Here is an 18,015-nt window from a genome sequence, read left to right on the forward strand (position 1 = left end):
GGAGCCGGTCAGCCGAGGCCGAGGACCCCGACGGCGTTCTCCTTCAGCACGAGGGGGAGCACCTCGGGCTTCACCCCGAGGCCCTCGAAGTGCTCGATCCAGGTCTCCGGCGCGATGAGGGGGTAGTCGCTGCCGAACAGCACCTTGCGCTTGAGCAGCCCCCCGGCGGCCCGCACCAGCTCGGCCGGGAAGTACTTCGGCGACCAGCCCGACAGGTCGATGAACACGTTGCTCTTGTGGGTCGCGATCGAGATGGCCTGGGCCTGCCACGGCACCGAGGGGTGGGCCATGATGATCGTCAGGCCGGGGTGCTCGGCCGCGACGTCGTCGAGCAGCATCGGGTCGGAGTAGCGGAGCTTGATGCCGCGGCCGCCGGGCAGGCCCGCGCCGATGCCGTTCTGGCCGGTGTGGAACAGGGCGGGGACGCCGAGCTCCTCGATGGCCCCCCAGAGCGGGTCGAAGCGCTCCTCGTCCGGCGAGAAGCCCTGCAGGCTCGGGTGGAACTTGAAGCCGCGGACGCCGTGGTCGACGACGAGGCTGCGCGCGTGGTCGACGGCCGCCTCCCCCCGCAGCGGGTCGACCGAGCCGAACGGGATCAGCACGTCGGCGTGGTCGGCGGCGCGGGCCGCGATGTCCTCGCTCGACAGCGGCTCGCGCCCGAGGTTGGTCCTGGCGTCGATCGTGAAGACGACCGCGGCCATCCCGGACCGCCGGTAGCGCTCGGCGAGGTCCTCGACGGTCGGTGTGCGGTTGTCGGAGGAGCGGAAGTACTTCGCCGACGCCTCCATCAGCTCGTCGTCCAGCGACAGGCACCCGTCGTGGTCCTGCTCGACGTGCACGTGCACGTCGATCGCGGACACCGCGTCGAGGTCGATGGCGGGCGTGTAGACCACGGGCGCTCCCAGCGTTGTTCGGACGTCGTCGGTCGACGCTAGGACAGTGCGGCGGGCGAGCACCGCGACCCTTCCATCAGCTGGAAGCGTCCGCCGCCCGAGCCCTCCGCGCTGACCCCGTGCGGGCGTTCGCCGTGGGCGGACGCCAGACCGGAACGCCCGACCTGCTCCCGAGGTTGAGTCGACACCACTCAACCTCTGAGGAGACCCCATGACCGAGGCCCGCGACGGCCAGTCCGTCGACCAGACCCAGGACCAACCGGTGCACCTGCCCCTGCTCTCGGCGCCCGACACCGTCGTGCTGCCCGGCATGGTCGTGCCGCTCGATTACGACGCCGACGTGCGCCCCGTCATCGAGGCGGCCCGGGCGTCGGCCGACGGCCGACTCATCCTGTCCCCGCGGCTGCCCGACCGCTGGGCGACCCACGGCGTCGTCGCCACCATCGACCAGGTCGGTCGCCTGCCCGGGGGCGCCCACGTCGTCGTCCTGCGCGCCGGCGAGCGGGTCCGCATCGGGCACGGCGTGCCCGGACCCGGCGCGGCGCTGTGGGTGGAGGCCGAGCCCGTCGAGGCCGGCGCCGTCACCGACGCGACGCGGGAGCGGGCCGAGGAGTTCAAGCGCACCACCGTCGCGATCCTGCAGCGCCGCAACGCCTGGCAGGTCGTCGACCAGGTGCAGCAGGTGAGCGACCCCGGCGCCCTCGCGGACCTCGCCGGCTACGCGTCGTACCTCGACGACACCCAGAAGCGCGAGCTGCTCGAGACCCCCGACGTCGACCAGCGCCTCGCGCTCGTCGTCGGGTGGGCGCGCGAGCACCTCGCCGAGCTCGAGGTCAGCGAGAAGATCAGCCAGGACGTGCGCGAGGGCATGGACAAGCGGCAGCGGGAGTTCCTGCTGCGCGAGCAGCTCGCGGCGATCCGCAAGGAGCTCGGCGAGGGCGAGCCCGAGGGCACCGACGACTACCGCGCCCGGGTCGAGGCCGCCGACCTGCCCGACCACGTGCGCGAGGCCGCCCTGCGCGAGGTGGGCAAGCTCGAGCGCGCCAGCGACCAGAGCCCCGAGTCGGGGTGGATCCGCACCTGGCTCGACACCGTGCTCGACCTGCCTTGGCAGGTGAGCACCGACGACCGCACCGACGTGGTCGCGGCGCGCGAGGTCCTCGACGCCGACCACCACGGCCTGGACGACGTGAAGGACCGGATCGTCGAGCACCTCGCGGTGCGCGCCCGACGCGCCGAGCGCGGCCTCGAGGTCGTGGGCGGCCGTGGGTCGGGGGCGGTGCTCGCCCTCGTCGGCCCGCCCGGCGTCGGCAAGACCTCGCTCGGCGAGTCCGTGGCCCGCGCGCTCGGGCGTCGTTTCGTCCGGGTGGCCCTGGGCGGCGTCCGCGACGAGGCGGAGATCCGCGGGCACCGGCGCACCTACGTCGGCGCCCTCCCCGGCCGGGTCGTGCGCGCGATCTCCGAGGCCGGCTCGATGAACCCGGTCGTGCTGCTGGACGAGGTCGACAAGGTCGGCTCCGACTACCGGGGCGACCCGGCGGCCGCCCTGCTCGAGGTGCTCGACCCCGCGCAGAACCACACCTTCCGCGACCACTACCTCGAGGTCGACCTGGACCTGTCCGACGTCGTCTTCCTCGCGACCGCCAACGTCGCCGAGCAGATCCCCGAGGCCCTCCTCGACCGCATGGAGGTGGTCCGTCTCGACGGGTACACCGAGGACGACAAGGTCGCGATCGCCCGCACCCACCTGCTGCCCCGGCAGCTCGAGCGGGCGGCCCTCACCGCCGACGAGGTCAGCGTGGACGACGAGGCGCTGCGTCTCGTCGCCACCCAGCACACCCGCGAGGCGGGCGTGCGGCAGCTCGAGCGGGCGCTGGCCAAGGTGCTGCGCAAGGTCGCGACTCGTCTCGCCTCCGGCGAGGAGCGGGTGACGGTCACCGCGGAGAGCCTGCGCGAGCTGCTCGGGCGGCCCCGGTTCACCCCGGAGTCGGCCGAGCGCACCGCCGTCCCGGGCGTGGCGACGGGCCTGGCGGTCACCGGCACCGGGGGCGACGTCCTGTTCATCGAGGCCTCGGCCTCGGACGGCGACAGGTCGCTCCACCTGACCGGCCAGCTCGGTGACGTCATGAAGGAGTCCGCGCAGATCGCGCTGTCGTACCTGCGCGCCCACGGCACCGAGCACGGCGTCGACCCGACCGGGCTCGACCGCGCCCTGCACCTGCACGTGCCGGCGGGCGCGGTGCCTAAGGACGGGCCCTCGGCCGGCATCACCATGGTCACCGCGCTGGCGTCGCTCGCGACCGGACGCCCCGTCCGGGCGGACGTGGCGATGACCGGCGAGGTCACCCTCAACGGCCGGGTGCTGCCCATCGGCGGCGTCAAGCAGAAGCTGCTGGCCGCGCAGCGCGCGGGCACCACGACGGTGTTCATCCCGGCGCGCAACGAGCCCGACCTCGACGACGTCCCGGCGGAGGTCCTGGAGGCCCTCGACGTGCGACCCGTGGCGGACGTCGCGGACGTCCTCGCCGCGGCCCTGGAGGAGCCGGCGGTCGCGGGCGGCGTCCTGGCCGCCTGAGACACACCGTCCCCCCTCCGCCGGGACGCAGGGCGCCCCCGAGCAGCCCGTGCTGCCCGGGGGCGCCCAGTCCTGTGCGGGTGGACGATGCGACCCCCCGGACCATCCGACCTGTGGACCACGCCGCCGGTCAGCACGACGAGGGCACGACGACGATCTTGCCCACGTGCTCGCGGGTGGCCAGGGCACGCTGCGCGGCCTCGAGGTGCTCGAGCGCGTAGGTAGCGGCGACGGCCGGCCGGACGCTACCGCGTCGAGCGATGGTCACGAGGTCGTCGAACACTCGCCTCGTGTGCATGGTCGAGCCCACGACGGTCAGGTCCGACAGGTAGAGCCGTCGGACGTCGAAGGCGACGTCCGAGCCGGCGAGCGCACCGGAGACCACCCAGCGGCCTCGGCGGCGCAACAGCCCGAGCCCCTCGCCGAGGAACGGCCCCGCGACGAGGTCCACGACGACGTCGTACCCCTCGGGGGCAGCGTCGGCCGCAGCCGTCAGCACGTCGCCGTCGCGCGGAACCACGACGTCGGCTCCCGCGGCCAGGACGGCGGCCGCCTTGTGCGCACCGCACACCGCGACGACCCGTGCTCCGCGGGCGCCGGAGAGCTGCACGGCTGCGAGACCCACACCGCCGGAGGCCCCGGTGACCAGCACCTGCTGACCCTCCCCCACCCCGCCCCGCTCGAGCATCCCCAGTGCGGTGCCGTAGGCGATCGGCAGCGCGGCGAGCTCGACGTCGCTGAGCGGCGAGTCGTCGACCCGGTGGGCCCGGACGGCGGGGACCACGACCCGCTCGGCGAACCCCCCGTCGCGTTCGCTCCCGAGCACGTCGGCGACTGAGGCGTCGCGGCCCGGTCCGTCGTACCCCGCCGGGTCGAGCAGCACCCGCGCGCCGAGCAGGTCCCGGTCGCCGACCCCGGCGCCGAGCTCGACGACGGTGCCGCAGACGTCCCCGCCTTGGACGCGCGGGAAGGACAGCGGTCCCAGCCATCCGGCCCTGACGCCGGATCCGCTCCCGTAGGCGCCTTCACGGGTCCAGATGTCGGTGTTGTTGCACCCGGCAGCGGCGACGCGGACCACCAGCTCGTCCGGACCGGGGCGGGGCACGGGGACCGACCGCAGCTCGATCACCTCGGGGCCACCGTGACGGTCGATGACCGCGGCTCGCATGAGGTCGGCTCCCTGGCTCGCGACGTCGCTCATCGCGCCAGGATGGCTCACGCGGGTCGCGCTCGGCGCTCGTCGGCGCGACGCGTCCGAACCACGCCTCAGCTCACCGCCGGAGCAGGCGGTCCACCCAGGATCGCTTGCTGCTCCTCGGGTGCCCGTGACACCACTGGCCGGCGGGGACGGCGGCCTCGACCTGGGCGACGTGCCGGCCGCAGCCGGCCCAGGTCGTCCTGCCGCAGGTCCTGCAGGTGACGGCTCGACACATCTCTCGGTCCTCCTGTCGGTCGGGGTGGGTCAGACGCCGCCGTCGAGCGTGGCCAGGACGTCGCGGATGTCGACGTGGTCGAGGCGGTCCACGAGATCGCGGCGGTGCTCACGCAGCAGGTCGAGCGGCAGGTTCCACGAGCCGGGCACGTGCGCGCTCTCGAACTCGGCCGGGGTGCGGACGTCGAGGACGAGGGGTGCGTCGGGGCGGTCGAGCAGGTCGCGCAGGTCGGTGGGGTCGAGGGTCGTGGGGGTCATGAGGGCCTCCGGTGTCGTGAGGTCGTGAGCTGGGTGGGTCGTGCTCGGGACGGGTCAGAGCAGGGCAGGGACGGCCTGGGCCGCGGTGAGTCCGGCCACCAGGAGGAGCAGGGCGGTGAACCCGGTCTGCAGCCGTGCCACGCGGACCCGGCAGGCCAGGCGTGCGCCTAGCCAGCCTCCGGCGACGGCGACGGCGGTGAGCAGGGCGACCAGGACCCAGTCGGGCTGGATCCCGGAGCCCGCCCGGACGGCGAGTGCCGCGGCGGAGGTGATGGTGATGACGACGAGCGAGGTGCCGGCGGCGCGGTCCATCGGCAAGCCGAGGGCGAGCACGAGGGCGGGGACGACGAGGAACCCGCCGCCCACGCCGAGGAACCCGGTCAGCAGGCCCACGACCGTCGCGGTCACCAGGACCCTCAACGCCCGCGGGCAGGCGCACGCGAACGTCGGGCTGAAGGTGAGGATCGGGTCGTCGACGCGAGGCCGGGGTCGCGGCGTCCCGTCCCGTCGCGCTGCGAGCTGGCGGTGCACCATGACCGCGGCGACGACGACGAGCAGGACGCTGAAGGCGGCCATCAGCACGGCGTCGGGCACGTGGGCGGCGAGCCTCGCACCGAGCGCCGCCCCACCGATGGCGGTAGCGCCGAAGGCCATCCCCCGCCCCAGCATCACGGTGCCCTGTCGGTGGGCGGTGACGGCGCTGATCAGGGAGGTCAGGCCGACCACCACCAGCGAGCCCGTCGTCGCCTGGGCCGGCGTCTGGTCCAGCAGGTAGACGAGGACTGGCACCGCCAGCACCGACCCGCCGCCCCCGAGCGCCCCCAGGCTGAGCCCGATGAGCAACCCGGCGACGACGGCGGTCGCGAGCAGCGCTGGGCTCATGCCGCGGCGTCGACCAGCGGGAGCCCGGCCTCGCCGGCGTTGTCGAAGCCGTCGTCGACGGCGACCAACGGGCGGCCACCGGCGGCGAGGAACGACGCGGCGACCGAGGCGCGGTAGCCGCCGGCGCAGTGCACCCAGACCTCGCCGGCCGGGACCTCGGCGAGTCGGCGGGGCAGCTCGTGGAGCGGGATGTTGACCGCGCCGTCGATGCGCGAGGCGGCGTGCTCCTCGGTGCGGCGGACGTCGAGCACGACGACGTCGCGGTGGTGGCGCACCTGCACGAGGTCGGCGAAGGTCGCTGTGGCGAAGGAGCCGAGCCCGGTCCCGGTGCCGGCGACCCAGTCCTCGGGGGAGCCCGTGGCTGCGGCGGCGGGGCGGTCGATGCCGATGCGCACCAGCTCGCGCTGCGCCTCGGCGACGTCGTCCGCGCTCTCGCCCAGGAGGGTGATCGGGGTGCCCCACTCGACGAGCCAGCCGAGGTAGGTCGCGAACCCGCCGTCGAGGCCGAAGTTCAGCGAGCCCGGCACGTGGCCGGCGGCGAAGACGGTGCGGTTGCGGAGGTCGACGACCCACTCGCCCGCCTCGATGCGACGCCGCAGCTCGTCGGGCTCGGCCTGGGCCGGAGCCGACAGGTCGGGCTCGGAGGGACCCGCCGCGTTGGCCGGAGCCATGTGGGCGTAGTAGGCCGGGTAGGCCCCGAGCCCGTCGAGGAGCTCGGTCACCCAGGTCTCCTCATCCTGGGTGAGCACCGGGTTGGCGGTCCTCTCGTGCCCGATCGTGGAGGCGGTGGCCTGCGACTGGGTGGCGGAGCAGAACGAGCCGAAGCCGTGGGTCGGGAAGACCTCGGCGTCGTCCGGCAGCAGCGCGGCGAGCCGGTGGGCCGAGGCGTGCTGGGCCCGCGCGAGGTCGTGCGTGTGCTCCGGGCCGAGCAGGTCGGGGCGACCCGTGGCGCCGTGGAGAAGCGAGCCTCCCGAGAACACCGCCACCTGCTCGCCCGTGCGCGCGTCGGCCAGTGCGTAGGACAGGTGGGTGTGGGTGTGACCCGGGGTGGCCAGGGCGGTGATCCGCATCCGCTCGCTGAGGGCGAGGGTCTCCCCGTCACGGACGGGCGTGCGGTCGAAGACGACGTCGTCCGCCGCGTTGACGAGGTACGCCGCTCCCGTGCGCTCGGCGAGCGCGAGTCCTCCGGTCACGTAGTCGTTGTGGAGGTGGGTCTCGAGGACGTGGCTCAGGCGCACGCCGTGCTCGTCCAGCAGCGCCAGCACCCGGTCGATGTCGCGCTGCGGATCGACGACGAAGGCCACCTCGCTGTCGTGGACGAGGTACGAGCGGTCTCCGAGCGTGGGGGTCTCGATCACCAGCACAGTCAGGTCGCTCGTGTCGCTCATCGGCGCGCCCCCTGCTCGACCGGCCGGCCGGACTCGACCCAGGCGTGGGTCCCGCCGGCGACCGAGCGGGCCTCGAAGCCGTGGGCGAGGAGGACGTCGGTCATCGCGGACGAGCGGTTGCCGGAGGCGCAGACCACGAGCACGGGTCGCGAACGGTCCAGCTCGTCGAGCCGGCTGGGCAGGCGCCCCATCGGCATCGAGGTCGCGCCGGGCACGTGACCGGCGGCGTACTCGTCGGGTTCTCGGACGTCGACGACCGGGTCGCCGCGTTCCAGCGCGGTGGCGAGGTCGTCGAGGGTGGCGTCGCTCATGGGACTCTCCTTCTCACGTCGGCGCATCCCCCTAGGGGGTTCTGGATCCCACGCTAACGGAACCCCCCAGGGGGATGTAAAGTCGTGACCATGAGCGACGACACGCTGAGCACGACCGTCGACCTGCCGTACGACGCCGCCGTCGTCGCCGTGAAGGAGGGCCTCGGCCAGCAGGGCTTCGGCGTCCTCACCGAGATCGACCTCGCGGCGGCGCTGGAGCAGAAGATCGGCGCCGACCTGCCGCCGCAGGTGATCCTCGGAGCGTGCCGCCCGCAGCTCGCGCACGTCGCGATCCAGGCCGACCCGTCCGTCGCCGCGATGCTGCCCTGCAACGTCGTCGTCCGTGCGGTCGACGGCACCACCAGCGTCGTCGAGGCCTTCGACCCCGCGGCCATGGTCGCGATGGGCGGCAAGGCCGCGGACCCGGAGCAGACCTCACCGCTCACCGACGTGGCAGACGATGCGCGCGCACGCCTCACCGCGATGCTCGACGCCCTCGGCTGAGCAGACCCCACCCACCAGCACCGACAGCCACAGGAGCACCCCCATGGACCTCGAACCCAGCGAGATCAAGGCGATCATCACCCGCATGAAGCGGGCTCACGGCCACCTCGGCAGCGTCATCCGCATGATGGAGGAGGGCTCCGACTGCGAGTCCGTGCTCACCCAGCTCGCCGCTGTGAACAAGGCCATCTCCCGCAGCGGCTACGCCATCGTCGCCACCGGACTCCAGCACTGCCTCGCCGAGTCCGACGACGGCCTCGACGGCGTCGACGTCAAGAGGATGGAGAAGCTGTTCCTGGCTCTGGCCTGATCCCGCCTGCCCGGCTCGGCCCGGTCGCGGGTGGTCTCGGACGCCGGCCTGGACGCCCGACCCCCCTGGACCCTTCGGGAACCGGTCCCCGAACCGCCGGTCGATCCCGGCGGTCGCGGGCGGTGCCGTCGTGGCCGCCTGACGGCCGCCACGCCTCACGCCAGGGTGTCGGCGTCAGGTCGTGATCACCGACGGCGGGAGCACGTGGTCCGGGACGAGCTCGGCGATCAGGTCCCGGACCCGGGCGTCGATGTCGGCGACGATCCGACGGACCTCGGCCTCGTCCTTGCCCTTCGGGTCGTCGAGCGGCCAGTCGCGGTAGCGGGCGCCGGGGACGTAGGGGCAGTTCTCCCCGCAGCCCTGGGTGATCGCGAGGTCGCTGTCGGCGATCATCTCGGCGGTCAGGAGCGTCGGCGACTCCCGTGAGACGTCGAGGCCGAGGTCGGTCAGGACGGCGGCGACCTCGGGGTGGACGTGCTCCCCGGGCTCCGTGCCCGCGGAGACCGCGACCACGCGTCCCTGCGCGTAGTGCTCGGTGAGCAAGCGGGAGGCCACGGACCGCCCGCCGTTCGCGCGGCAGGCGAAGACGACGACGGGCGGTGCGCCGGCGTCGAGGTGGGTGTCGGTCATGAGGAGGCTCCTTCCTGGTGGTGGGCGAGGACGGTGGCGACGAGGTCCCGAGCGCGCGCGTCGATCTCGTCGCGGATCGCGCGCACCTCGTCGAGGGGACGGCCCGCCGGGTCGGCGAGGTCCCAGTCGAGGTACGTCCGTCCGGGGTAGATCGGGCAGGCGTCGCCGCAGCCCATGGTGACGACCACGTCGGCGGCACGGACCACGTCGTCGGTCAGGGGCTTCGGGAAGGCGTCGGCGAGGTCGATCCCCAGCTCGCCCATGACGGCGACCACCTCGGGGCCGACCTCGGCCGCGGGCTGCGAGCCGGCCGATCGCACGTGGACGCTGCCGGCGGCGTGGCGGTCGATGAGCGCGGCCGCCATCTGCGAGCGTCCGGCGTTCTGCTCGCACACGAGCAGCACCTCCGGCACGTCGCGCGCGATGCTGCCCTGGTGCTGGGCCAGAGCGGTGAGCCGCTCGCGGGCGAAGGTCTCGGCGAGCACCGGCAGGAAGGCCGTGAGCCTCGACGTCCGGCGCAGTGCGGCGTAGGACTCGAACAGGTAGCGCTCGATCGTCTCCGGCGCGAAGTGCCCGGTGAACCGCTCCGCGAGCCGGGTCCCGGCGTCGTGGAGCAGCTGACGCGGATCCTCCACGCCCGGCATCGGGCCGGGTCCGGACGTCGTCACGGGCGGACCTCCTGATCGGCCGGGCCTGGCGCGGGTCGCAGGCGCAGGGCGACGTAGACGAGCGCGACGAGGACGGGCACCTCGATCAGCGGGCCGACGACGCCGGCGAGCGCCTGGCCGGAGGTGACGCCGAAGGTCCCGATCGCCACGGCGATGGCGAGCTCGAAGTTGTTGCCGGCGGCGGTGAACGCGAGCGTCGCCGTCCGGGGGTAACCCAGGCCCAACCGCGACCCGGTCGCCCAGGAGACGGCGAACATCACCAGGAAGTAGGCGAGCAGCGGCAGCGCGATCCGGGCGACGTCGAGCGGCTGGGAGGTGATCGCCTCACCCTGCAGGGCGAACAGCATGACGATCGTGAACAGCAGGCCGTAGAGGGCGAGCGGGCCGATCCTGGGCAGGAACCGCTCCTCGTACCAGTCCCGCCCACGGGTCCGCTCCCCCACGACGCGGGTCAGGTAGCCGGCGGCCAGCGGGATGCCCAGGAAGACCAGGACGCTGCCCGCGATCGCGACCACCGAGAAGTCGGCGGAGGTGGTGGGAAGGCCCAGCCAGCCGGGGAGGACCTGCAGGTAGAACCAGCCCAGACCGGCGAACGCGAGGATCTGGAAGACGGAGTTCAGCGCGACCAGCACGGCCGCCGCCTCCCGGTCGCCGCACGCCAGGTCGTTCCAGATCAGCACCATGGCGATGCACCGCGCCAGGCCGACGATGACCAGGCCGGTGCGGTACTCCGGGAGGTCGGGCAGCAGCAGCCAGGCCAGCGCGAACATCAGCGCGGGCCCCACCAGCCAGTTCAGCACCAGCGAGGCGGCCAGCAGCCGCCGGTCGGCGGTCACCCGCGAGGTCTCGGAGTACCGCACCTTCGCGAGCACCGGATACATCATCAGCAGCAGGCCGAGGGCGATGGGCAGGGACACCGACCCGATCTCCACCGCCTCGAGGGCCTCGTCCAGCCCCGGCACCAGGCGGCCCAGCGCGAGGCCGAGGAGCATGGCCGCGACGATCCAGACCGGCAGGAACCGGTCGAGCGTCGAGAGACGGGCGGCCACGCGCTCCTGGCCCGGTCCACCCGCCCGGGAGGCACGGGCCTCGCTCGTGCTGCTCACGCCCCACCCCCGCCGGACCGGACGGCGCGGACGACGGCGGCCGCGGCGGCGTCGTGCACCCGGTGGGTGGTCTCGATCTCCACCTGCTCCCACCCGGTGGCGGCGAGGGCGCCGCGGAACTCGGCCTCGGTCAGCGCCCCGGCGATGCAGCCGGTCCAGGCGGCCATGTCCGCCCGGGTGGCGTCGTCCATGTCCTCGTCCGCGACGACGTCCGAGACGGCGAAGCGTCCACCGGGTCGGGTGACCCGGGCGGCCTCGGCGAGCACGACCCGCTTGTCCGCGGCGAGGTTGATCACGCAGTTCGAGATGACCACGTCGACCGAGCGGTCCGGCAGCGGGACGTCCTCGAGGTACCCCTCGAGGAACTCGACGTTGTCGACCCCGGCCGCCGCGGCGTTGCGCCGCGCGAGCTCGAGCATCTCGGGAGTCATGTCCAGGCCGTAGACCCGTCCCGACGGGCCGACCCGCCGGGCCGAGATGAGGACGTCGCCGCCGGCGCCGGACCCCAGGTCGAGGACCACCTCGCCCTCCGCGAGGCGGGCGACGGCCGTCGGGACGCCGCACCCGAGGGACGCCTCGATCGCGGACGCCGTCCCCTCGTCACGCCCGCCGGCCTCGTCGTCGTACAAACCGGAGCCGAACACCGTGACCCCGTCCCGCTCGGTGGTGTCGTAGGGGTCGGCGACCGTCTCGCAGCACGCGGCCCCCGCCGCGCCGGCGTACCTCGCCCGCACCGTCTCGCGCAGGGCCTCCGGCGTCCTGCCGTCCGTCGCTGCCATGGTCCTCCTCGGTCGTGGTTCGACGTCTGTCGATGCAGCAACTCTGGCGCGCTGATTCGAGATCTGTCAATATGCCTGCATGCCCACCGTCGTGCAGCCCGTCGCGGACGACCTCCTGTCGGAGGCGTCCTGCTGCCCGCCGGGCGGCGCAGGCCTCGACGCGGACGACGCCTCGGCCGTCGCGGCCGTGCTCAAGGCCCTGGGCGACCCGGTGCGCCTGCGCCTCTACTCACGCATCGCGGCGGCCTCGCCCGCCGCGGTCTGCGTCTGCGACATCGACGACGTCGGGGTCTCGCAGCCCACGGTGTCCCACCACCTCCGCAAGCTGCGCGAAGCGGGGCTGATCGACTGCGAGCGACGCGGCACCTGGGTGCACTACTGGCTCGTCGCGGGTGCGACGGACGCCGCGCGCGCCGTGCTCTGAGACCGGGTCCACAGCAGGTCCGGCCTCCGCCGCGGACCCGCCGGACCAGCGGGTGGGAGTCGTCGTGGGGAGCGACCCCGCTCGCTCACCCCGTGGAGGACGGCGACCGCACCAGGTAGGTGTCCAGCACCCATCCCGCCCGACGACGCACCTCGTCCCGCGCCGAGCGCAGGTCCTCGGCCACCGCGGGCAGCCGACCCGAGACCAGCCGCTCGGACGACGTCTGCAGATTTGCCCCCCACCAGATCGACCACCCGTCCAGCCTCGTCAGCACCGGCGGGGCCAGGCAGGTGAGGTCTCCGTCGAGCATGACGACCACCGCCGACTGCCCGACCAGGTCGCGCTCCAGCCTGCGACCGGTCGTGACGAGCACGGGCTCGCCGATCGCGTGCAGCACCACGCCGTGGCGCGCCGCCAGCAGGGACGGGGCCGCGACGCCCGGCTCGACCTGCAGGGCGGCGCCCCGGCGCCGGGCGAGCTCACCCAGGATCCGCACGTGGGAGTCGTAGAGCGACGGGTCGCCCCAGACCAGCCACGCCGGGTCCCCGGCCCGGGCGGCCACCGCCTCCTCCCACCGCGCCAGCCGGGCGGCGTGCCACTCCGCGACGGACCCCCGGTAGTCGCCCTCCCCTGAGCGCGGCGGGTCGACCACCTCGACGAGCTCGAGGCCGAACGTGCGGCAGACCTCGGCGCGGACGGCCAGGAGCTGGTCCCCCTGGCCGCCGGGGCGGTGCTTGCGCGGCGCGACGACGTATGACGACGCCGCCAGCGCCCGGGCTGCCGCGGGGGTGAGGTGGTCGGGGCCCATGCCCATCCCGACCACGCGGATCGTGGTGGTCACCGACGGCTCAGCGGTCCTCGAGGTCGCCCTCGAGGTCGAGGTAGACCTCCTGCATCCGCGCCAGCAGGTCGGCGTCGGGCTCCGCCCACAGGCCCCGCTCGACGGCCTCGTGCAGCTTCTCGACGATGCCCCGCAGCGCCCACGGGTTCGAGCGGCGCATGAACTCCTGGTTCGTCTCGTCGAGCACGTAGGACTCGGCGAGCTTCTCGTACATCCAGTCGTGCACGACCCCGGTCGTCGCGTCGAACCCGTAGAGGTAGTCCACGGTCGCCGCCAGCTCGAAGGCCCCCTTGTAGCCGTGGCGCTGCATCGCGGTGATCCACCGCGGGTTCACCACCCGGGCGCGGAAGACGCGGGTGGTCTCCTCCTGCAGCGTGCGGGTGCGGACGAGGTCGGGCGAGGTCGAGTCCCCGACGTAGGCCGCCGGCTCGGCGCCGGTCAGCGCGCGCACCGTGGCGACCATGCCGCCGTGGTACTGGTAGTAGTCGTCGGAGTCGGCGATGTCGTGCTCGCGGGTGTCGATGTTCTTGGCGGCCACCTTCATCCGCCGGTAGTTGGTCCGCATGTCGTCGGCGGCGGGACGACCGTCGAGGTCGCGGCCGTAGGCGAAACCGCCCCAGGCGGTGTAGACCTCGGCGAGGTCGGCGTCGTCGCGCCAGTTGCCGGACTCCATGAGCTGGAGCATCCCGGCGCCGTACGAGCCGGGGCGGGAGCCGAAGACGCGGGTGGTGGCGCGCCGCTCGTCGCCGTGCTCGGCCAGGTCGGCCTGCGCGTGGGCGCGCACGAAGTTGTGCGTCGCCGGCTCGTCGAGGGCCGCGACCATCCGGACGGCGTCGTCGAGCATCTCGACCACGTGCGGGAACGCGTCGCGGAAGAACCCCGAGATGCGGACCGTCACGTCGACCCGCGGGCGACCCAGCTCCTCGAGGTCGATCACCTCGAGGCGGGAGACCCGCCGCGAGGCCTCGTCCCAGACCGGGCGGACGCCCAGCAGCGCGAGGACCTCGGCCACGTCGTCGCCGGAGGTCCGCATCGCCGAGGTGCCCCACACCGAGAGCCCCACCGCGGACGGGGGCTCGCCGTGGTCGGCGACGTACCGCTCCACCAGCGACGCCGCCATCGCCTGCCCGGTCTCCCACGACAGGCGGCTGGGGACGGCGCGCGGGTCGACGGTGTAGAAGTTGCGGCCGGTCGGCAGCACGTTGACCAGGCCGCGCAGAGGCGAGCCGGACGGCCCGGCCGGCACGAACCCGCCCTCCAGCGCGTGCAGGACGGCGTCCAGCTCGTCGGTGGTGCGGGCCAGGCGGGGGACCACGTGCCGCGCCGCGAAGCGCAGCACCCGCTGCACCTCGGGGTCGTCGTGGAGCTCGCCGACGGCGTCGGGGTCCCAGTCGCGGGCCTCCATCCCGGCGACCAGGTCGCGGGCGCGGCGCTCGACCTCGTCGACGGCGCCCACCGCCTCGCCGTCCTTCAGGCCCAGGGCGCTGCGCAGGCCGGGCACGGCCTGCTCCCCGCCGCCCCACACCTGCGTCGCCCGCAGGATGGCGAGCACCAGGTCGACCCGGACCTCGCCGGTGGGTGCCCCGCCGAGCACGTGCAGGCCGTCGCGGATCTGGGCGTCCTTGATCTCGCAGAGCCAGCCGTCGACGTGCAGCAGGAAGTCGTCGAACTCCTCGTCGTCGGGGCGCTCCTCGAGCCCGAGGTCGCGGTGCATCTCGGCGGCGTGCATCAGCTGCCAGATCTCCCCGCGGATCGCCGGCAGCTTCGCCGGGTCCATGGCGGCGATGTTGGCGTACTCGTCGAGCAGCTGCTCGAGCCGGGCGACGTCGCCGTACGTCTCGGCCCGCGCCATCGGCGGGATCAGGTGGTCGACCACGACGGCGTGGGCGCGACGCTTGGCCTGCGCCCCCTCGCCGGGGTCGTTGACCAGGAACGGGTAGACCAGCGGCAGGTCCGCGATCGCGGCGTCGGTGGCGCAGGACGCCGACAGGGCGGCGTTCTTGCCCGGCAGCCACTCCATCGACCCGTGCTTGCCGAGGTGGACGACGGCGTGCGCGCCGAAGCCGCCGTCGTCCTCGGTGGCGCGCAGCCAGCGGTAGGCGGCCAGGAAGTGGTGGGACGGCGCGAGCTCGGGGTCGTGGTAGATCGCCACCGGGTTCTCGCCGAAGCCGCGCGGCGGCTGGATGAGCAGCACCACGTTGCCGGCCCGGATGGTCGCGAGCACGATCTCGCCGTCGTCGTTGACGAACAGCTCGCCGGGGGCGTCGCCCCACGCGGCGTGCACCTCGGCGCGCAGGTCCTCCGGCAGGTCGGCGGTCCAGCGCCGGTAGTCGTCGGCGGCGATGCGGACGTGGGCGTCGGTGAGCTGGGCGTTCGTCAGCCACTCCTCGTCCTGGCCGCCCGCGTCGATGAGCGCGTGGATGAGGGTGTCGCCGGCGACGGTCTCGTCGGCCTCGTCCAGGCCCGGGACGGCTCCCGGCCCGCCGAGGTCGTAGCCGGCGTCGCGCATGGCCCGCAGCAGCCGGATGGTGGAGACCGGGGTGTCGAGGCCGACGGCGTTGCCGACCCGGGCGTGCTTGGTCGGGTACGCCGAGAGCATGAGGGCCACCCGGCGCTGCGCGGGCGGCGTCCGGCGCAGGCGGGCGTGGTTCGCCGCGATCCCGGCGACCCGGGCCGAGCGCTCCGCGTCGGCGACGTAGCGGGGCAGCCCGTCGGCGTCGACCTCCTTGAACGAGAACGGGACGGTGATGATCCGCCCGTCGAACTCGGGGATGGCGATCTGGGTGGCCGAGTCGAGCGGCGAGACGCCGTCGTCGGAGGCCTCCCACTCGGCCCGGCTCGAGGTCAGCGTCAGCGCCTGGATCACCGGGACGTCGAGCGCGGCGATCCGCGCCACGTCCCACGCCTCGTCGTCACCGCCGGCCTGGGCGTCGGCGGGGGTCGCGCCGCCCGCGGCCAGCACCGTCACCACCAGCGCGTCGAGGTCGCCGAGGGCCTCGAACAGCGCGTCGGGCGCCGAGCGCAGCGACCCGGCGTACACGGGCAGGCCGACGGCCTCGCCGGTCGCGTCGATCGCGTCGGCCAGCGCGTGGGCGAAGGCGTCGTTGCCGCTGGCGCGGTGCGCCCGGTAGTAGAGGACGCCGATCCGCGCCCGGTCGCCGGCCGGGACGTCGCGCTCGGCCCACCCCCACTCGGGCACGCGCACCGGCGGCTCGAAGCCCTCCCCGGTCAGCAGCACGGTGTCGGAGAGGAAGGCGTGCAGCTCGCGGAGGTTCGCCGGCCCGCCCTCGGCGAGGTAGCGGTGGGCCTGCGCCGCGGTGCCGACGGGGACCGTCGAGAGCTCCATCAGCTCGGCGCTCGGCTGCTGCTCCCCGCCGAGGACGACCATCGGCATCCCGGTGCCGCGGATGCGGCGGAAGCCGCTGCACAGGTCGCTGGGGTCGCCGAGCACCCGGCCGACGACCAGGTCGCAGCCCTCGATGACCTCGGCCATCGACTGGTGGCCGGGCCGCGCCGGGTTGGCGTGGACCCAGTCCGCGCCGCTCGCCCGCGCGGACAGCAGGTCGGTGTCGGACGTCGAGAGCAGGGCGATGCGCATCGCGTGGTCCTCCCCGGGGTTCTCGCCCCTGGTCGTCAAGGAGCCCCCGTGGTCGGTGTCTGACTGACCCGCCTCGCGGCGGGCTCACAGTGGCGGAACCGTCCCGGACTCGCACCGGGTTCCCGGCTCCACGGGAGGTGTGCCGCTCACCCTAGGCCAGCGGGCCCACCCTGGACGCCGGCACCGCGGTCGTTGGTAGCGTCGGCGGCGCCAGTCGCCTCACGGCAGGGGAACCCGGTGCGACTCCGGGACTGACGCGCAACGGTGTGGGCCCACGTGCCCGAGTCCGAGGACCTGCTGGCCGGCCGCGTGACCGCGCGGCGCGTCCGTACGGGCCCCGCGTGCCGGGCCCGGATGCCGAAGGAGCTCCTCGTGAGCCGCGCACGCGCCCTCGTGCCCCCCGTCCTCGTCCTGCTGCTCGCCGCCGGGCTCTCCGCCTGCGGCACGGGCGGACCCGCCGCCGGGGCCGGTGCCTCGGGTGCCGGCGCCGACCCGGTCACCGTCGACGACTGCGGCCGCGACGTGACCGTGCAGGCGCCTCCCCAGCGCGTGGTGTCCCTCAACCAGGGCACCACCGAGATCCTGCTGTCGCTCGGCGCCGCGGACCGGCTGGTCCGCACCGCGCAGTGGACCGACCCCGTCCTGCCGCGGCTGGCCGGGGCGGAGGCCGGCGTCCCACGGCTCTCGGACGACGCACCGTCGCTCGAGTCGGTGCTCGCCGCCGAGCCGGACCTGGTGACCGCCTCGTTCACCAGCACGCTCGCCGAGGGCGGCGTCGCGCCGGTCGCGGCCTTCGAGGAGCTGGGCGTGCCCGCCTACCTCTCCCCCGCCGAGTGCGGCAAGGTCGAGGTCGGCGACACCGACGGCGAGCGCCGCGACACCCTGGAGATGGAGACGATCCACACCGAGGTCCGCGACCTCGCGGCCCTGCTCGGCGAGGATCGGGCCGGCGAGGAGCTGGTCGCCGACCTCACCGACCGCATGGACGCCGTCGAGCCGCTGAGGACCCCCGACGGCGAGCCGGTGTCGGTCATGTACTGGTTCGCCAACGCCGAGTCGCCGTACCTCGCCGGGTGCTGCGGCGGCCCCGGCATCGTCAGCCGTGCCCTGGGCCTGGAGAACGTCTTCGCGGAGCAGACCGCCGACTGGCCCCAGGTCGGCTGGGAGGCCGTCGCCGAGCGGGACCCCGACGTGCTGGTCCTCGGCGACCTGTCGCGGCGCAGCCAGACCGCGGAGACCGCCGCCGCCAAGATCGCGTTCCTGGAGTCCCACCCGGTGGCCCGGCGGATGACGGCCGTCCGGGAGGGCCGCTACGTCGCGCTCGCCGGGGCCGAGCTGAACCCCTCGATCCGCACCGTCGACGCCGTCGAGAAGGTCGCCGCCGGGGTGCGCGACCTCGGCCTGGCCGACTGAGGA

17 protein-coding genes and 2 riboswitches are annotated in these 18,015 nt (G+C 74.3%); of the genes, 5 read left to right on the top strand and 12 right to left on the bottom strand.

Annotation, left to right across the window (positions count from 1 at the left end; all coding sequences use genetic code 11):
- Window positions 1–8: 8 nt before the first annotated feature.
- The gene (locus tag MJ876_RS03150) at window positions 9–893 is read right to left on the bottom strand and encodes an amidohydrolase family protein (RefSeq protein WP_308192550.1); all 885 of its coding nucleotides are present in this window, start codon (window positions 891–893) and stop codon (window positions 9–11) included.
- A 211-nt stretch (window positions 894–1,104) separates the two neighbouring features.
- Between MJ876_RS03150 and lon the strand changes: the two genes are divergently transcribed.
- Entirely contained in the window at window positions 1,105–3,468 is a 2,364-nt protein-coding gene (gene lon / locus MJ876_RS03155; protein ID WP_240234618.1) for an endopeptidase La, read from the top strand.
- Between the two features lie 130 nt (window positions 3,469–3,598).
- Here lon and MJ876_RS03160 read toward each other — a convergent pair whose 3' ends face one another.
- From MJ876_RS03160 to MJ876_RS03180, 5 genes are all read right to left on the bottom strand, one after another.
- Entirely contained in the window at window positions 3,599–4,669 is a 1,071-nt protein-coding gene (locus MJ876_RS03160) for a zinc-binding dehydrogenase (protein ID WP_240234619.1), read from the bottom strand.
- Between the two features lie 261 nt (window positions 4,670–4,930).
- Window positions 4,931–5,158, bottom strand: coding sequence for a rhodanese-like domain-containing protein (locus tag MJ876_RS03165; protein WP_240234620.1), 228 nt, complete (start codon window positions 5,156–5,158; stop codon window positions 4,931–4,933).
- 54 nt (window positions 5,159–5,212) lie between these two features.
- Entirely contained in the window at window positions 5,213–6,040 is an 828-nt protein-coding gene (locus tag MJ876_RS03170) for a sulfite exporter TauE/SafE family protein (RefSeq protein ID WP_240234621.1), read from the bottom strand.
- Window positions 6,037–7,428, bottom strand: coding sequence for an MBL fold metallo-hydrolase (locus MJ876_RS03175; protein ID WP_240234622.1), 1,392 nt, complete (start codon window positions 7,426–7,428; stop codon window positions 6,037–6,039). The genes MJ876_RS03170 and MJ876_RS03175 overlap by 4 nt, the downstream gene beginning before the upstream one ends.
- Complete coding sequence (locus tag MJ876_RS03180) at window positions 7,425–7,739, bottom strand: rhodanese-like domain-containing protein (protein ID WP_240234623.1); 315 nt, start codon at window positions 7,737–7,739, stop codon at window positions 7,425–7,427. Before MJ876_RS03180 ends, MJ876_RS03175 begins: the two co-directional genes overlap by 4 nt.
- A 90-nt stretch (window positions 7,740–7,829) precedes the next feature.
- Between MJ876_RS03180 and MJ876_RS03185 the strand changes: the two genes are divergently transcribed.
- Entirely contained in the window at window positions 7,830–8,243 is a 414-nt protein-coding gene (locus MJ876_RS03185) for a DUF302 domain-containing protein (RefSeq protein ID WP_240234624.1), read from the top strand.
- Window positions 8,244–8,286: 43 nt separating this feature from the next.
- Entirely contained in the window at window positions 8,287–8,553 is a 267-nt protein-coding gene (locus MJ876_RS03190; protein WP_240234625.1) for a metal-sensitive transcriptional regulator, read from the top strand.
- A gap of 174 nt (window positions 8,554–8,727) precedes the next feature.
- Here MJ876_RS03190 and MJ876_RS03195 read toward each other — a convergent pair whose 3' ends face one another.
- From MJ876_RS03195 to arsM, 4 genes are read right to left on the bottom strand one after another with little or no spacing between them, the layout of a single operon-like run.
- Complete coding sequence (locus MJ876_RS03195) at window positions 8,728–9,183, bottom strand: low molecular weight phosphatase family protein (protein ID WP_240234626.1); 456 nt, start codon at window positions 9,181–9,183, stop codon at window positions 8,728–8,730.
- Window positions 9,180–9,851 carry a three-helix bundle dimerization domain-containing protein gene (locus MJ876_RS03200; protein ID WP_240234627.1) on the bottom strand — a complete coding sequence of 224 codons (672 nt, stop codon included), beginning with the start codon at window positions 9,849–9,851 and terminating at the stop codon, window positions 9,180–9,182. The genes MJ876_RS03195 and MJ876_RS03200 overlap by 4 nt, the downstream gene beginning before the upstream one ends.
- Window positions 9,848–10,957, bottom strand: a complete 1,110-nt coding sequence (arsB, locus tag MJ876_RS03205; RefSeq protein WP_374202453.1) for an ACR3 family arsenite efflux transporter — start codon at window positions 10,955–10,957, stop codon at window positions 9,848–9,850. Before arsB ends, MJ876_RS03200 begins: the two co-directional genes overlap by 4 nt.
- Window positions 10,954–11,736 carry an arsenite methyltransferase gene (gene arsM / locus MJ876_RS03210; protein WP_240234628.1) on the bottom strand — a complete coding sequence of 261 codons (783 nt, stop codon included), beginning with the start codon at window positions 11,734–11,736 and terminating at the stop codon, window positions 10,954–10,956. Before arsM ends, arsB begins: the two co-directional genes overlap by 4 nt.
- Window positions 11,737–11,815: 79 nt before the next feature.
- Here arsM and MJ876_RS03215 point away from each other — a divergent pair, with 79 nt between their 5' ends.
- Window positions 11,816–12,160 carry a metalloregulator ArsR/SmtB family transcription factor gene (locus MJ876_RS03215; RefSeq protein ID WP_240234629.1) on the top strand — a complete coding sequence of 115 codons (345 nt, stop codon included), beginning with the start codon at window positions 11,816–11,818 and terminating at the stop codon, window positions 12,158–12,160.
- A gap of 85 nt (window positions 12,161–12,245) precedes the next feature.
- Here the strand turns inward: MJ876_RS03215 and cobF are convergent, their stop codons facing one another.
- A complete protein-coding gene (gene cobF / locus MJ876_RS03220) occupies window positions 12,246–13,001 on the bottom strand; it encodes a precorrin-6A synthase (deacetylating) (RefSeq protein ID WP_240234630.1) in 756 nt (251 codons plus the stop codon).
- Window positions 13,002–13,008: 7 nt separating this feature from the next.
- Complete coding sequence (gene cobN / locus MJ876_RS03225) at window positions 13,009–16,638, bottom strand: cobaltochelatase subunit CobN (protein ID WP_308192551.1); 3,630 nt, start codon at window positions 16,636–16,638, stop codon at window positions 13,009–13,011.
- A gap of 14 nt (window positions 16,639–16,652) precedes the next feature.
- Window positions 16,653–16,724: riboswitch (cobalamin riboswitch) on the bottom strand.
- Window positions 16,725–16,808: 84 nt separating this feature from the next.
- Window positions 16,809–16,901, top strand: a riboswitch (cobalamin riboswitch).
- Between the two features lie 70 nt (window positions 16,902–16,971).
- Between cobN and MJ876_RS03230 the strand changes: the two genes are divergently transcribed.
- Window positions 16,972–18,012 (top strand): ABC transporter substrate-binding protein, encoded by a 1,041-nt coding sequence (locus MJ876_RS03230; protein ID WP_240234631.1) that lies wholly within the window; start codon window positions 16,972–16,974, stop codon window positions 18,010–18,012.
- The last annotated feature ends 3 nt before the right edge of the window (window positions 18,013–18,015 follow it).

It is taken from the genome of Nocardioides sp. CFH 31398, from assembly GCF_022436705.1.
Lineage (GTDB): Bacteria > Actinomycetota > Actinomycetes > Propionibacteriales > Nocardioidaceae > Nocardioides.

Excerpts from the sequence above, each read along its gene's own strand:
- MJ876_RS03175 (WP_240234622.1), bottom strand. The coding sequence starts at position 7,428 with ATGAGCGACACGAGCGACCTGACTGTGCTGGTGATCGAGACCCCCACG.
- MJ876_RS03190 (WP_240234625.1), top strand. The coding sequence starts at position 8,287 with ATGGACCTCGAACCCAGCGAGATCAAGGCGATCATCACCCGCATGAAG.
- MJ876_RS03170 (WP_240234621.1), bottom strand. The coding sequence starts at position 6,040 with ATGAGCCCAGCGCTGCTCGCGACCGCCGTCGTCGCCGGGTTGCTCATC.
- MJ876_RS03180 (WP_240234623.1), bottom strand. The coding sequence starts at position 7,739 with ATGAGCGACGCCACCCTCGACGACCTCGCCACCGCGCTGGAACGCGGC.
- MJ876_RS03165 (WP_240234620.1), bottom strand. The coding sequence starts at position 5,158 with ATGACCCCCACGACCCTCGACCCCACCGACCTGCGCGACCTGCTCGAC.
- MJ876_RS03185 (WP_240234624.1), top strand. The coding sequence starts at position 7,830 with ATGAGCGACGACACGCTGAGCACGACCGTCGACCTGCCGTACGACGCC.
- MJ876_RS03195 (WP_240234626.1), bottom strand. The coding sequence starts at position 9,183 with ATGACCGACACCCACCTCGACGCCGGCGCACCGCCCGTCGTCGTCTTC.
- arsM (WP_240234628.1), bottom strand. The coding sequence starts at position 11,736 with ATGGCAGCGACGGACGGCAGGACGCCGGAGGCCCTGCGCGAGACGGTG.
- MJ876_RS03215 (WP_240234629.1), top strand. The coding sequence starts at position 11,816 with ATGCCCACCGTCGTGCAGCCCGTCGCGGACGACCTCCTGTCGGAGGCG.
- lon (WP_240234618.1), top strand. The coding sequence starts at position 1,105 with ATGACCGAGGCCCGCGACGGCCAGTCCGTCGACCAGACCCAGGACCAA.
- MJ876_RS03160 (WP_240234619.1), bottom strand. The coding sequence starts at position 4,669 with ATGAGCGACGTCGCGAGCCAGGGAGCCGACCTCATGCGAGCCGCGGTC.